This is a genomic window from Bacillus sp. ok061, assembly GCF_900108285.1.
Classification (GTDB): Bacteria; Bacillota; Bacilli; order Bacillales; family Bacillaceae_G; genus Bacillus_A; species Bacillus_A thuringiensis_S.
Genome location: NZ_FNUW01000038.1, coordinates 30,093 through 44,223, shown reverse-complemented (window position 1 = coordinate 44,223; position 14,131 = coordinate 30,093). Strand labels below are relative to the sequence as shown.

The following is a 14,131-nucleotide window of genomic DNA, read 5'->3' as shown; positions in this document are numbered from 1 at the left end:
TGAGAGTGTTGGATATAAGCAAATTCTTCTTTATATTGCTTGTAATCTTCCCACATCATATGTATTGTTACATTTGGAATGACACCATTAGTAAAACATTTCTTATGTAGATATAAGAACACTTCGAGATCAGCATTTGTAATGCCGTATAATTTATGCTTTCTTCCCGCTTTTTCTGCAAGTGCAGACATCGTGCGACGTGAAAAAGATGGTTTGGCTTTTTCGACAAAGCCTTCTACGTCAGCAATACGTTCTTCGTATGTCATGTGCTGCAGAATATCTTCTAAATATGTATCTTTATAGCTGTAGTATTTCTCCTCAAATGTTTCCACAAATTTTTGCCAAGATTTGATTGTTACTAAAACTGCGTTTGTTGTTTCCCCATTCAAGCTACGTTGATTACGTATCACAAATGATTTTCCCATCTTTTTCACCTCCGTTCTACAAATTCAGAAATATATGCCAAAATACTATAAAATATACCAATTTTGATTATAGCAAATCGAAAAATGATGAAAGGTGCTCCTTTAAGAAGAAAAATAGCAACTTGCAACACCTTATAAAGCTAGTTGTATCAAGGGATAAGAGAATTTCATGAATTTTTTTTGTGTTAAGGATACCGCAAACGTGTTGCAAGTTGTGTGGTATGCATGAAAGTAAGTGAAAAAGCACCTAAACCTTTGGTATATAAAGGATTAGAGTGAAAATGGTAGGGAAGTTAGGGAAAGGATACCGCAAACATGTTGCAAGTTAGTAAACGTAATCATTTAAAATGAATTGTAATAATTACCCTTGATATAAAAGGACTTGTTGACATTTATAGAATGAAAGTAGGGAAAGGATACCGCAAACAGTGTTGCATCTTATGAGAAAAATAAGGGCATGCATACCGCAAACGTGTTGCAAGTTGGATGATATATATAAAAGTAAATGGAAAAGCACTTAAACCCTTGGTATATAAAGGTTTAGAGTGAAGATGATAGGAAAGTTAGGGAAAGGATACCGCAAACATGTTGCATATTATGTATGTAACTTATTAAAAATATGAGAAAAATAGCTTAAAAACTTTAAAATGCCATGATTTTTTTAAAAATTAATTGATTGAGAAATAAATTATACTGTTGCAAGTTGAAAGGAATAGGGAAAGGATACCGCAAACATGTTGCAAGTTGATTAGAAATAAGTAAGAGAAAGAGCAACCGTGTTGCAAGTTGAGAAATATAAGGTAAACAAAGCGCAAAAGGAATGTAAGTAAGGGGAGATAGGTAAAAGAAAGAGCAAACGTGTTGCAAGTTGAGAAATATAAGGCAAACAAAGCGCAAAAGGAATGTAAGTAAGGAGAAATAGGTAAAAGGAAGAACAAACTGTTGCAAGTTAAGGAGTTAAGGAAAGCAAGGCGCAAAAGAAATATAGGAAGAAGAAATAGGGAAAAGAAAGAGCAACCGTGTTGCAAGTTAAGGAGTTAAGGAGTTAAGGAAAGCAAGGCGCAAAAGAAATATAGGAAGAAGAAAAAAGGAAAAGAAAGGGCAGTATGTTGCAAGTTGAGGAGTTAAGGAAAGCAAAGCGCAAAAGGAATATAGGAAGGAGAAATAGGGAAAAGAAAGAGCAACCGTGTTGCAAATTGAGAAATATAAGGCAAACAAAGTGCAAAAGGAATGTAAGTAAGGGGAAATAGGTAAAAGGAAGAACAACCTGTTGCAAATTAAGGAGTTAAGGAAAGCAAGGCGCAAAAGAAATATAGGAAGGAGAAATAGGGAAAAGAAAGAGCAACCGTGTTGCAAGTTCAGGAGTTAAGGAAAGCAAAGCGCAAAGGGAATGTAAGTAAGGGGAAATGGGTAAAAGGAAGAGCAACCTGTTGCAAGTTAAAGAGTTAAGGAAAGCAAAGCGCAAAAAGAATGTCAGTAAAGGAAAATAGGTAAGAGGAAGAACAACCTGTTGCAAGTTAAAGAGTTAAGGAAAGTAAAGCGCAAAAGGAATGTAAGTAAGGAGAAATAGGTAAGAGGAAGAACAACCTGTTGCAAGTTAAAGAGTTAAGAAAAGCAAAGCGCAAAAGGAATGCAAGTAAAGAAGAATAGGGAAAGAAAGAGCAACCTGTTGCAAGTTAAAGAATTAAGGAAAGCAAAGCGCAAAAGAAATGCAAGTAGGTAGAAATAAGGAAGAGAAGGAGCAGTATGTTGCAAGTTAAGGAAAGAAATTTGCAAAAGGAATACAAGAAAAGGAGAATAGAGAAGAAAGAAACAAAAATTTGTAAATATCTGTTACAATAAATTAAATATAATAGTAGTTAAGATTTTTATACTGAGAATTATTTTATTGTGATCCATGGTTTAGGGAGGAAAAGAAAGTGGATAACTTATTACAAATGTTTCGAGATGCATTGTTAATCTCTGAGCCAATTTATAAAACTAACGAGCTAGTATGGAATAAGTGGAATGCATACTTTAAAGATGTTGAAAACAATAATAATAAAGTACTCACATCACCTCATGCTTCCCCATCATTTACTGCATTAGTGTCTTGGCTAGAGAAAAAACAAGAATCCGGTACTACATTAGTACAAATTTATGCCAAAATTGATTCCTATAAGGAAGAAATATATAAAGAAATTGAAGGATTTATAGACAAAGAATTCCAAAATGTAGCATCTTCAAGTTCCATAATAGTAGAAAATGAACAAAATATAGAAGAGACAAGTATAGTAAACCATGAGGATTATTATGAGGTAAATAACTCTGCTGTTTATTATAAGCTAAGAGATGGGATTGCAAAAAATCAATTTGAAGAAGATGAATTAAGTAAGATTTTACAATATCCTATTGAAACAAAATCTTCTAATGGTGTAGCCCAGCTTTCTTCACACAAAGATGAAGATTTAAGACTTACTAATATAGAAGAAGCTGCTCGATGGAATACTCTTGTCGATGATGTAATGAGTAATATGGATGATTTAACGGCAGATTGTTTAGATGCAATTACAATACAATGGATAAACGAAGCAAAATCTCCAGACGAATTCATTGATTTTTCTTATGAGCAAGTTTTAGAGATGTGCAACATTCCCAAAACAGTAGTCAAAAATAAGGAATACTATAGAGCGGAAGATAAAATTAAAATAGCTAAAAGAATTGCGGCTTTAGCAAGTATTTTTATCTATTTAAATGATGAGAATGAAGTCGTAGTATTAAATGACCGTGAAGATGAAGGGGAACGATTAGAATTAAAGCGTGAGGTTGTGAAACGATTATTTGTATTAGATTCAGTTGTATTGTGGAGACATAGTGTTACAAATGAATATATGGGTATTGAATCTTGTCGTATTAAGCCAGGCAGCTTTTTAACCAATTATTTATACGGATCAAATAATACAACAGCATTATTGTCTAAAAAAGCACTTGAATACAATAGTTATAGACATAAATATCATAAAAGGTTAATTCGATACTTAACATGGCAATGGAGAATTAGACAAATGTATTCATCATTGAAAAAGCCATATTCTATAGGTGGGGACAAAGGACTGCTAGCAGTAATGGATATCCCAAAAGATTGGAAGCCTAGTCGTATTAGAGAACAGTTAGAAAATGTTCTAATGGATTTAGAAAATGAAAAAGTAATCTCTCATTGGGAGTATAGTGATCCACTGGATGAACAACAAATTGGGAAACGTAATTGGTTTAAAAATTATTACACTAACTTAGGAATAACGATTTTACCACCTGAAGAAATGCTACAGTCAATGGATAGGGTAATAGGAAAGAAAAGTATAGAGGAACCACAAGAGCAATTACCGGAAGTAACAGTTGTTAAAGAGATAAAGAAGACTGTAGAATCAGTCGAACAAATAGAGAAAAAGATCCGTGACCAAATATTGAAAGTACACAATGAAAAAAAGGTAAGCATTCGTGAAATAGCAGATGAAATTAGTATTTCTCCGTCTACTTTATCTAGGTTTTGTAATTATAAAACAAAACGTTTATCTAAAAAAGCATTAGAAAAGTTAACAAAATGGTGTGAAAGACAAGAAATATTAGAAAAGATGTAACATAGACTAAATATTTCTTTTAATAATAGTCAAATTAAAAATACACATACATTATGTATGTGTATTTTACTTATTACTACTAATAATAGTCTGAATGTTCTTTATTAATGGTGGTTTTGGAGGACTAAGATCCTACTGGAAAGTCATTATAGTTATGCTGATTAATCCACTGCAATTAAATTTCTTGTCTTATCAATATGGTTCAGTAACATACGATACTCTTCTTCATACATAGTGATACGTTGTAGAAGAGATTGATTCTTTGTTTCTAAATCTTCAATTTGATTTTGTAACTTTGTCAATTCATTCACATCTTTATAATTTTGTAGAAAGACAATAATGTCATCTAATGTAATGGACAAAGAGTTTTTTTCCTTTTCTGATAGGGAGAGGGGAATGTTGTTTCCCATTTTTCGGTCTTGTTTTGCTTGTTGTATTTCTTCTTGGTATTGTTTTCTCACATATGAATTCCAACGAAATCCACAAGCTGCGGGTGTTCTAGCTAGTAGTTTTGCTACTTCTTTGAATGCAGCTAACTGTGTTCCACCGTTACGAATATTCTGAAGTACTGTTGATGCGAGAAGTAAATCGTTATCATTAGTCCAAGAATCTTGTCTCGAGATTACCACGTTTTAACCCCCTTATATGTTTTATATTACATATATGCAATTACTCAAAATGATAGAAGTTCAACTTCTCTTGAAATAATTGGGAGTAAGTTGATAGAAGTATGTATGATTTTAAATGCAAAATTGCATTTAAGGTTGACTATTTCATAATGGTGTAACTATAATTGTTACAGTTATGCAGCTGAATGAATAAAATAGTTGGTATGAATTGGTTGTACTAATAATGTATAAACAAATATTAAAGAATGAACGGAGTTGAAAATATAGTCCTACATATAAAACGTTTCTACAAAAAGAAATTAGGTAATATACATTTTTTTATAATTATATATAAATAAAAAGAGGTGCACGTTTTGAAAATTTTTAAGGGAATTCTAGTTTCTTCGATTGCATTAACAGCATTTAATGGAGTAGGCAGTATACTTCCAAGTGAAAAATCAGAAGTTGCCTACGCAGCTACTTATAATTATTCAAATAAGCAATTGAATTCTACTGTACATAAGCAAGTTACTAAACAATTAATTTTAAAATTTAAAAATGAAGCGAATTTACCATATCAGGATGGAATAGAAAAATTCATTAAAGAAGAAAAACAAGATCCTGAATTAATTGGAATTTTAACTGAATATCCAAATGTAACTATAAATCGACTTTTTAATTCTTTAAATCCTAAAGAAATTAAAAATCTTGGTAAAGAAATAAAAGATTCCGATCATATTTCTTCTAATTTGCTAAACTATTATATTGTAGAAACTCAAGCTGATATTGATGTACAAGCATTACTTACAAAAATTGAAAAATCATCTCTTGTTGAAACGGCGTATTTACAGGAAGAAGAGGCGCCACCAGCAGAGCGTTTGCCCAATTTATCTGTTAATCCATATGATGAGCCTAGACTTACAAGACAAGGTTACCTTGAACCAGCACCATTAGGAATTAATGCACCTTATGCCTGGAGCATAAAAGGTGGAGATGGAAAAGGAACTACTTTCGTAGATATGGAGTATGGGTGGTTATTTAATCATGAGGATTTAGTGAATCAAAAGATTGAATTGATATCCGGACAGAATAAAAGCGAGCACCATGATCATGGTACCTCAGTCTTAGGAATTGTTTCGGCAGAGGATAATAACATAGGTGGAATTGGAATCGCACCGAAAGCTAAGGTAAAGGTTGTATCCCAGATTAGGGATAACGGAAATTATAATACAGCTGATGCTATTTTAAGTGCGGTTAACACTATGCAAGCTGGAGATATTCTTTTACTAGAGGCACAAGCAACCTACGATGGATATGGAGATAAGAACTATTTTCCTGTGGAAGTAAAACCAGACATATTTGATGCAATTCGTATGGGAACAAATAAGGGAATTATTATTATTGAAGCAGGTGCAAACGGCGGAAATGATTTGGATCAATTTAGAGACCGTAATGGTAAACAAGTTTTAAATCGTAATAGTCCTGATTTTAAAGATTCAGGGGCAATTATGGTTGGGGCAGCTTCTGCAAGGGTTCCTCATAAGCGTTCATATTTCTCTAATTACGGTAGTAGAGTGGATGTGTATGGATGGGGGAATGCAGTAGATACTACAGATGCTAAACCAAGTGAATTTATAACAAATCTATATACATCTAGTTTTGCTGGAACATCTAGTGCATCACCTATTATTGCTGGTGCTGCAGCATCAATTCAAGGAATTGCAAAAAATAATCAGGGGAGAGTATATACACCAAGACAGCTTAGGGATATTTTAAGTGATTCTAGCACCGGAACGAAATCCAATGATCCAACTTCTGATAAAATTGGTGTTTTACCTGACTTAAAAGCTATTTTATCTAAACTTGGTTTTTCACCAAACTTAGGTAATGATTCTTCTATTGTATTTCCTGAGGAACAAGAAATAAATAAAGGAAATAAGGGAAATGAAGGATCTACTATTACATTCCCGAAAGAAGATACCGCTAATAGTGGAGAGGACTCTAGCTTTATTTTCCCAGAATAATTGTAGGGATAATTTCTATTTAATATAAAGAAATTTTATATAACTAGTTAAGTATAATACTAATGAGGTAGGCTCTTATGTGTAAGATCATAAGGGCCTATTTGTTGTACTTTTAACAATATAGGAGGGGAGTAACTCTTTAGATATTTACCCTGCTTAACAAACCAAGCATTACAATGGACATAGTAAATTCGTACTTGTGGGTATTTTTATTTGTTAAGTTAATGACGGATCGATGTGGTAGAATCCCTTATTTTAAAATAAATTAGATAACAAAGATATGGAGAATTAATTTTAAAATGTTATATTTTCATGGAATCTATTACTTTGTAAACTTCCTCCATTTATGTTTTTTATATTTTAATTTGTTTGATCTGCATTACTTTTTATAGCCATATTAAACTTTGATGAATGGTATATATATATATTCATAGAATGGAATTAGCGTATTGTTTACTGGGAAAATTAAGAATAAATAGGGACGAAACCTTATTACATCCTGTTACGGATGGTAAGTATGTAATGCTTGTTGAATAATCAGTAAATAAAATTTGTTTTTTGGATAGAATTATGAGGAAGCACTCTTTTTTCTTCGAATGGGATTTAGATATGAGGATATTTAGTGAAGAGTATTTAATTTATATTTGTAAGAAAAAAAGTTAATCTATGAAGATTATAGGATAAATCTAACTTTATAAATTCCTTTATGAAAGCGTAAAGTAAGTTTATGTAAAAACTTAAATTATATTAGAATTGCATTTTGTATTGTTTTTCACGAGTTTAAATAGTGTATTCAAAAATAATTTGTAGGCAATAAAGAAGATAGTAAATATAGGAAAGTAGGGTGTAATTATATATATAAATTAGATAGTGTTATTAATTTTTTCAGTAAAATTCATATATAAATATTTCAATTTTTTTAGCTTATATGCATTTTTTTCAAATAAATTCAAAATCTTGACATTTAATGGGTTTCTGGTAAGATAAAAAAGCTAATTATGTGAATAAATTAAGTTTTTACTTATTTAAAAGTTAATATGCCTTAACCTCAAGTTTATGTTGTTTCAACGGTAATACTATATTTAATTAGATTAAATATTTTTTGTATATATTTAATTTTAAATATGTATATTTACATAATAAGTATGAAAAGTATTTTTTTTACATTATCTATTGACAATCCAAAATATGGGTATAAAATGAAATGTAGATAAGGAGGTGAGAAAAAATGGAAAACAATTTGTTTGATTTGGATTTAAAAGTAGAAAAATCATCAAATGGTGTTGAGCCAAGAGTGACAAGTTATGCGTTCTGTACACCAGGGACATGTGCATGTGAAGATGGTCCAACATTTGATTCAGCATGTTGTAGTGTAGAGTTAACTATTTACAACTGCAAGTAAGAAAGAATGTAAAAAGTGTTTATTAGAAAAATAGATACTAGTAATTACATAATATATTTTTGACAAGGGTTCACATTAAATAATTAGAATTTTTGTATAAAAATATATAGTGGAGGTGAGAAAAAATGGAAAACAATTTGTTTGATTTGGATTTAAAAGTAGAAAAATCATCAAATGGTGTTGAGCCAAGGGTGACAAGTTATGCGTTCTGTACACCGGGGACATGTGCATGTGAAGATGGTCCAACATTTGATTCAGCATGTTGTAGTGTAGAGTTAACTATTTACAACTGTAAATAAGAGTAATAAATTGCATTCGTAAATATCTGATAAGTAGTAAAAGTAATAATATTATTAATCTTTAATCTCATTAAATTAATTAAGTGGTTACATTTAATTCGAAAAATCAATTTATAACAATTATATGGAGGTAAGGAAAATGGAAAACAATTTATTTGATTTAGACTTAAAAGTAGAAAAATCATCAAATGGTGTTGAGCCAAGGGTGACAAGTTATGCGTTCTGTACACCGGGGACATGTGCATGTAAAGAGGGTCCAACATTTGATTCAGCATGTTGCAGTGTTGAACTTACAGTTTACTATTGTACAAGATAAATAATAAATACGATTTTCTGTATCCTAATGTTCATTTTAAATGAACATTAGGATACAAAATTAGAAATTAATGTATGTAGTCTACATTTTAAATAATCTCAGAGTAAATGAGATTTAGGGTGTTTTTAAGGTAAGTTTATTTATAATATTATAAGTTTGAAGATGGTAGTAAACGATATGTTTAAAAAATTTGAGGAATGGAAAAACCGTTTCTCAAATTTTTTAAATAAAAGTTTATAGTGCGACAATACATAAATATAGGGGGATTAAGAGAAGAATGAAATATTTATATACACCATTAGATTTTTTTCTGTTACGTACACCCACATATCCAATTGATAATTTTAAAAGTATTATAGATATCGGAAGTGAAGAGGAAATTTTAGATTATATATTAAATAATGTTCTTAGTAATGAAAAAATAATTGAAATGCTTATAGTGGCAAGTCCGAAATTATATGAGGCGCTTCTAAGGTTGGAAAATAATCCCGATACTAAAAAGAAAGAACAAATTATTCTCAACTTAACTAAATATTTAATAAGAATGAGTACTAGATCAACACCGTTTGGTCTATTTTCTGGTGTCTCGATGGGTGATTTCGATGATAAAACGGATATTCAAATAGATGATATAAATCATTTTACTAAAACAGCCCGCCCTGATATGGCATGGTTATTGGGCTATATAAAACAAATTGAGTCGGATATTGAAAATGTTAAATGTTTAAAGGTCATGGTAAATCATCTTACTGTGACTTCTGGATTAAGAGCAAATTTATTATATAGTACGCAGTATGGAGAAAGATCTAAAGCAACCAAAAAGGAAGTAGTATCATCTTCTATTAAATATAATGAAGTTACTCAAAAGGTTTTTGACAGAGCACAGGAACCTATATTATTTTCTACCTTAATAGATAGTATTAAATCAGAATATCCGAATGTTCAGGAGGAAACTATAACACAATTTGTATGGAATTTGTTTAAAAATGAATATTTAATAAGTGAACTTCGACCTATTTTAACAAATGGAAATCCCTTTGAGTATGTCATTAATAAATTATCTGAAAAAGAAGCACTTACCAAATATTATGTACAACTAACTAAGTTAAAAGAAGATATAGATATATATAATGGATTATCTTTGGGAGAAGGAAAGGAATTACTGTTAAATCTATTTGATAAAATGAGGGAAATATATGAAGTAGATACCCCTTTACAAGTAGATCTATCAATAAAAACAAAACATAGTACTATAAGTAAGTCTATTCAAAATGAACTATCAAAAGTAGCAGATTTTCTTTGGGTCCTTACCCCTAAAGAAAATATTAATAATGAGTTAGACCATTATCGAAATGATTTCTTAGAAAAATATGGAGAATATAGGGAGATTTCTATACTAGAGCTCCTTAATCCTGATATTGGACTTGGAGCACCTGGAGGATACCTCAATCCACCTAGTTATAAAAAAGTAGAAAATCCACCTGTAAATCAATTAAACGAATTTGAAAATTATCTTTTAGAGGAAATATCTAAATTATCATGTAGTAATAATGAAGATATTCGAGAGATTAATATAGAAAATAAAATTTATGAAAAATTTAAAAAGAAAGACATGGATTTAAATACAGCTGCTGTTTCAATGGAATTATATTTTAGAATTATTTCAGAAAATTTTTCTAATATAGATAATGAGGAATATCAAATACAGTTAGTACCTAACGCAGGGTCTGATGGAGCAGGTAAAACCTTTGGAAGGTTTAATCAAATGTTTAATGAAGAAAATCAGGAAAAACTAAATAAAATTAATCAATTAGAAAAATCATTTTATGAAGATACAATATTTGCAGAAATGGTTTATTTACCAGATTATGGACGTTCTGCGAATGTTACTATTAGTAACAGTATAAGGGATTATGAGTTGTGTATTGGTACAAATTCTTCAAAAGACAAAAAACACACATTAAGTATGTCTGATTTAGTAGTTGGAGTATATCAGGGGAATTTCTATATACGATCAAAATCTCTTAACAAGCGAGTCATTATTACTACAGGTCACATGCTAAACATCGCAGGATGTCATAATCTTTGTAGACTGCTAAAAGAACTCTCAAACCATGGGATGGTGCATTGGAAGTTACCAATTTTTAGTTGGATGACAAAGATGGCATTTGTTCCAAGAATCAATTTAGGGAAAGTTACAATTATACCTGCAATGTGGAATTTAAATTTAAATATGTTAGACATTAATGTGAAAGAACTAAAAAAGGATTTCGAACTTTTTAACAAGCAGTTCCATAAGTGGTGTGAAGAATATAATGTACCTAGATATATTTATCTGTTTGATATGGATAATAGAATTTTAATAGATACAAAAAATAATCTACACGTAAAAATAATTCAAAAAGAAATGTCTTCCTCAAAAGGCAATAAGGTTCAATTTTATGAGATGGGAAATGAAATTTGTAAAGAATGGATAGAAGGGGACACTGGCACGTATATCTCTGAAGTAGTAGTGCCATTTGTTAAAAACTCAGAAGTAGTAGAAGAAAAAATGAAAGTTCATTTTAATGCGAGTCATAGCATCGAATGCGATCAAGTTAGAACTAAGGCACTAGGTAGTGATTGGCTATATTTTAGAATTTATTGTAATAATAACATGGAAGATGAGTTTATTGGGCGAGAATTACAATTAATTTGTAATAATGCGGTTTCTGAGGGACTCGCAGATAAGTATTTCTTTATGAGATATTCTGATAATAAAAAACATATAAGATTAAGATTTAATATGTTAAACAAAGATAATTTTCCAAAACTTATCTCCTATATTAATACACATTGCAATCAATTAAAAGCAAAGGGAATTGTATCAAACGTAGCTATTGATGTGTATGAAAGAGAAGTAGAAAGATATGGAGGACCAGAGCTTATAGGAGAAGCGGAAGATTTATTCTTCCTTGATAGTCAATTTGTACAGGAGTTAATAAGACTAAAAGAAAATAATTTACTTAATACTAGTTTTGAAAACATTTGTATTTATAGTATATTGGATTATTTGCAAGGATTTGGATTAACTCATGAGGAACAATTAAAGCTCATGGAGGCTGTTGTGGATTATAAGGAATATTTAGAGGATTTCAGAAAAGGAAAAAAAGTATTAGTGAATCTGTGTAATAAAAATAATGTTATTGATTTTGGAATTACAACAGATAATTCAAACTTATATGAGTTGTTAGCGGCTAGGAAAAAACAGATTAAATTATATAAAGAAAAGATAGATGATATAGAAATACAAGGAAAATTATTTAATGTAAGAGAAAATATTATACTTAGTGTAATACACTTACATTGTAATAGATTAATAGGTATAGACAGAGTTTATGAAAAAAAATTAAATACATTAGCAAGACATACCTTAAAGGCTCTAAGTTATTTTTATGAGCAACAAAATAAAATTTTGATAACACACTAATCGAATAATAAATTTAAGGACAGAACTCAATTATTATAATAATTGAGTTCTGTCCTTAAAAACAATTCGGTTTTTAGAAAATATACATAACAGTATTATAAGCTAAGATATATAATCCAAATTCATGATGAGGAAGAATATAGGTGAGAAAATGAAAGAAATGTTTATAGCTACGAAATATTGGCTAAGAACCATAAAGTTACTTTTCGAAGTAAACTGGTTTTATATGATTTGTATAATTGTTTTCGCGATATTACAAGGTATCCTACCTGTTGCCACACTCTTAATAACACAAGAACTTATAAATACAATTTTAGTATCTATAGGAAAAAGTTTTGATCCGGTATTATTTTGGTTTGTATTATTAGCTATAGTTTCATTAGTACTAGTATTAGTTCAAATTATACAAGGTTATTTGCAAAGTGTTTTACAGATATTAATTGTATATAAATTAAATGTAAAACTTATGAAAAAATCATCAGAGTTATCATTAACAGATTTTGAAAATCCGGAAATTTATGATAAATTGCAGCGTGCACAAGGAGAGGTTGGAACTAGACCTTTTCAAGTATTCACTACTCTTTTAAGTATAATTACTGGAATTATTACTTTATTATCCTCCGCTGTTGTACTAATTACTTGGAAATGGTGGGTGTTTTTACTTTTAATTATAACTCCAATAATTTCTACTTATTATTCTTTAAAAATTGGTAAATGGGAATTTGATGTACAAGTACAAAGAACCCCTAAATTTAGAAAGTCATGGTACTATTCCTTTTTATTAACAAAAGATATTAACTATAAAGAAATAAAAGCATTTAACCTTGGAGAATATATTGTTAATAGATATAAAAAAATTTATGACGACTTTATAGTAATGGATAAAAAAATAGCTAGAAGAAAGGCTGTAGTTGGCCTAATATTTAGCTGTCTTGAAGAAATAATAGGTCTGTTTATAACTTTATTTATTATCTTTGTCACATTTACTGGAGAAATTTTAATAGGGAATTTAATGGGGTATATGAAGGCAGTTGGATTATGTGTAACGAGTTTTAAAGGTGTTTTTAATAGTATAGCCTCATTACTACAGAACAATTTATACATAAAACAATTTTTCGAATTTTTAGACTTGGAAACTGATATGTCTGAAGGTAAACAAGACGACTATATTGAATTAGGGGACATTAAAAAAATTGAATTCCAAAATGTTTCCTTTAAATATCCAGGTACTCAAAAATATGCTTTAAAGAATGTTAGTTTTACCATAAAAAAAGGGCAAATTATAGGAATTGTTGGTGAAAATGGTTCAGGGAAATCTACACTTACAAAACTCCTCCTAAGATTATACCGTGTTGAAGAAGGCACAATACTGATTAATGATCAGGATATAAATAAATACAGTGAAGAAGACGTTAGAAAAAGAATGAGTGTTGTATTTCAGGATTATGTAAAGTATGAATTAACGGTTCAAGATAATATTGGATTGGGGAATGTTAAGAGCCTACAAAATAAAGAACGGATATTACAATCAGCAGAAAAGAGTGGGGCTAAGAGTATGATAGAACAATTCCCTGAAGGAATAAATACTCAATTAGGTAGTTGGTTTGCAGAATCTCAACAATTATCTGGAGGACAGTGGCAAAAGATAGCTGTTGCTCGTTCATTTTTTAAGCCAGCAGATATCTATATATTAGATGAACCTAGTGCTGTACTTGATCCAATATCTGAAAAACATATTTTTGATAAATTTTTCAATGTTGTGGAAGATAAAATAGGAATCTTTACGTCACATAGATTTTCTACAATTAAAATTGCAAATGAGATTTTGGTATTTGATAAAGGGAGTTTAGTAGAAAAGGGTAGTCATAATCAGTTGGTTGAACAAAATGGATATTATAGCAAATTATATGGTATACAAGCATCTCCATTTAACGAAGAAAATAAAAAAAGTTATCAAATGAATTAAATTAA

The 14,131-nt window shown here is 30.0% G+C and carries 8 protein-coding genes and 1 pseudogene; 7 read left to right on the top strand and 2 right to left on the bottom strand.

The window, feature by feature from the left end; genetic code table 11:
* Window positions 1–425 (bottom strand): annotated as a pseudogene (locus tag C4S65_RS30170) (hypothetical protein); the annotation flags it as partial.
* A 1,919-nt stretch (window positions 426–2,344) separates the two neighbouring features.
* Between C4S65_RS30170 and C4S65_RS30160 the strand changes: the two are divergent.
* Window positions 2,345–4,042, top strand: coding sequence for a hypothetical protein (locus tag C4S65_RS30160; protein ID WP_103945760.1), 1,698 nt, complete (start codon window positions 2,345–2,347; stop codon window positions 4,040–4,042).
* A gap of 161 nt (window positions 4,043–4,203) precedes the next feature.
* On the opposite strand, the gene C4S65_RS30155 is transcribed toward C4S65_RS30160, so the two are convergent.
* Entirely contained in the window at window positions 4,204–4,671 is a 468-nt protein-coding gene (locus tag C4S65_RS30155) for an RsfA family transcriptional regulator (protein WP_103945759.1), read from the bottom strand.
* A gap of 353 nt (window positions 4,672–5,024) precedes the next feature.
* Here C4S65_RS30155 and C4S65_RS30150 point away from each other — a divergent pair, with 353 nt between their 5' ends.
* The 6 genes from C4S65_RS30150 to C4S65_RS30125 all read left to right on the top strand — a co-directional run bounded on the left by C4S65_RS30150 (window position 5,025) and on the right by C4S65_RS30125 (window position 14,126).
* The gene (locus C4S65_RS30150) at window positions 5,025–6,674 is read left to right on the top strand and encodes a S8 family peptidase (protein WP_103945758.1); all 1,650 of its coding nucleotides are present in this window, start codon (window positions 5,025–5,027) and stop codon (window positions 6,672–6,674) included.
* 1,228 nt (window positions 6,675–7,902) lie between these two features.
* Window positions 7,903–8,076 (top strand): gallidermin/nisin family lantibiotic, encoded by a 174-nt coding sequence (locus C4S65_RS30145; protein WP_000429839.1) that lies wholly within the window; start codon window positions 7,903–7,905, stop codon window positions 8,074–8,076.
* Window positions 8,077–8,201: 125 nt separating this feature from the next.
* On the top strand, window positions 8,202–8,375 hold the full coding sequence (locus C4S65_RS30140; RefSeq protein WP_000429839.1) for a gallidermin/nisin family lantibiotic: 174 nt from the start codon (window positions 8,202–8,204) through the stop codon (window positions 8,373–8,375).
* Window positions 8,376–8,499: 124 nt separating this feature from the next.
* Window positions 8,500–8,691 (top strand): gallidermin/nisin family lantibiotic, encoded by a 192-nt coding sequence (locus C4S65_RS30135; protein WP_257131502.1) that lies wholly within the window; start codon window positions 8,500–8,502, stop codon window positions 8,689–8,691.
* A gap of 277 nt (window positions 8,692–8,968) precedes the next feature.
* On the top strand, window positions 8,969–12,160 hold the full coding sequence (locus C4S65_RS30130) for a lantibiotic dehydratase (protein ID WP_103945757.1): 3,192 nt from the start codon (window positions 8,969–8,971) through the stop codon (window positions 12,158–12,160).
* A 151-nt stretch (window positions 12,161–12,311) separates the two neighbouring features.
* Window positions 12,312–14,126 carry an ABC transporter ATP-binding protein gene (locus C4S65_RS30125; RefSeq protein WP_179891713.1) on the top strand — a complete coding sequence of 605 codons (1,815 nt, stop codon included), beginning with the start codon at window positions 12,312–12,314 and terminating at the stop codon, window positions 14,124–14,126.
* Window positions 14,127–14,131 lie beyond the last annotated feature (5 nt).

Coding starts and splice junctions, on each gene's coding strand:
- C4S65_RS30145 (WP_000429839.1), top strand. CDS start 7,903: ATGGAAAACAATTTGTTTGATTTGGATTTAAAAGTAGAAAAATCATCA.
- C4S65_RS30140 (WP_000429839.1), top strand. CDS start 8,202: ATGGAAAACAATTTGTTTGATTTGGATTTAAAAGTAGAAAAATCATCA.
- C4S65_RS30135 (WP_257131502.1), top strand. CDS start 8,500: ATGGAGGTAAGGAAAATGGAAAACAATTTATTTGATTTAGACTTAAAA.
- C4S65_RS30130 (WP_103945757.1), top strand. CDS start 8,969: ATGAAATATTTATATACACCATTAGATTTTTTTCTGTTACGTACACCC.
- C4S65_RS30125 (WP_179891713.1), top strand. CDS start 12,312: ATGAAAGAAATGTTTATAGCTACGAAATATTGGCTAAGAACCATAAAG.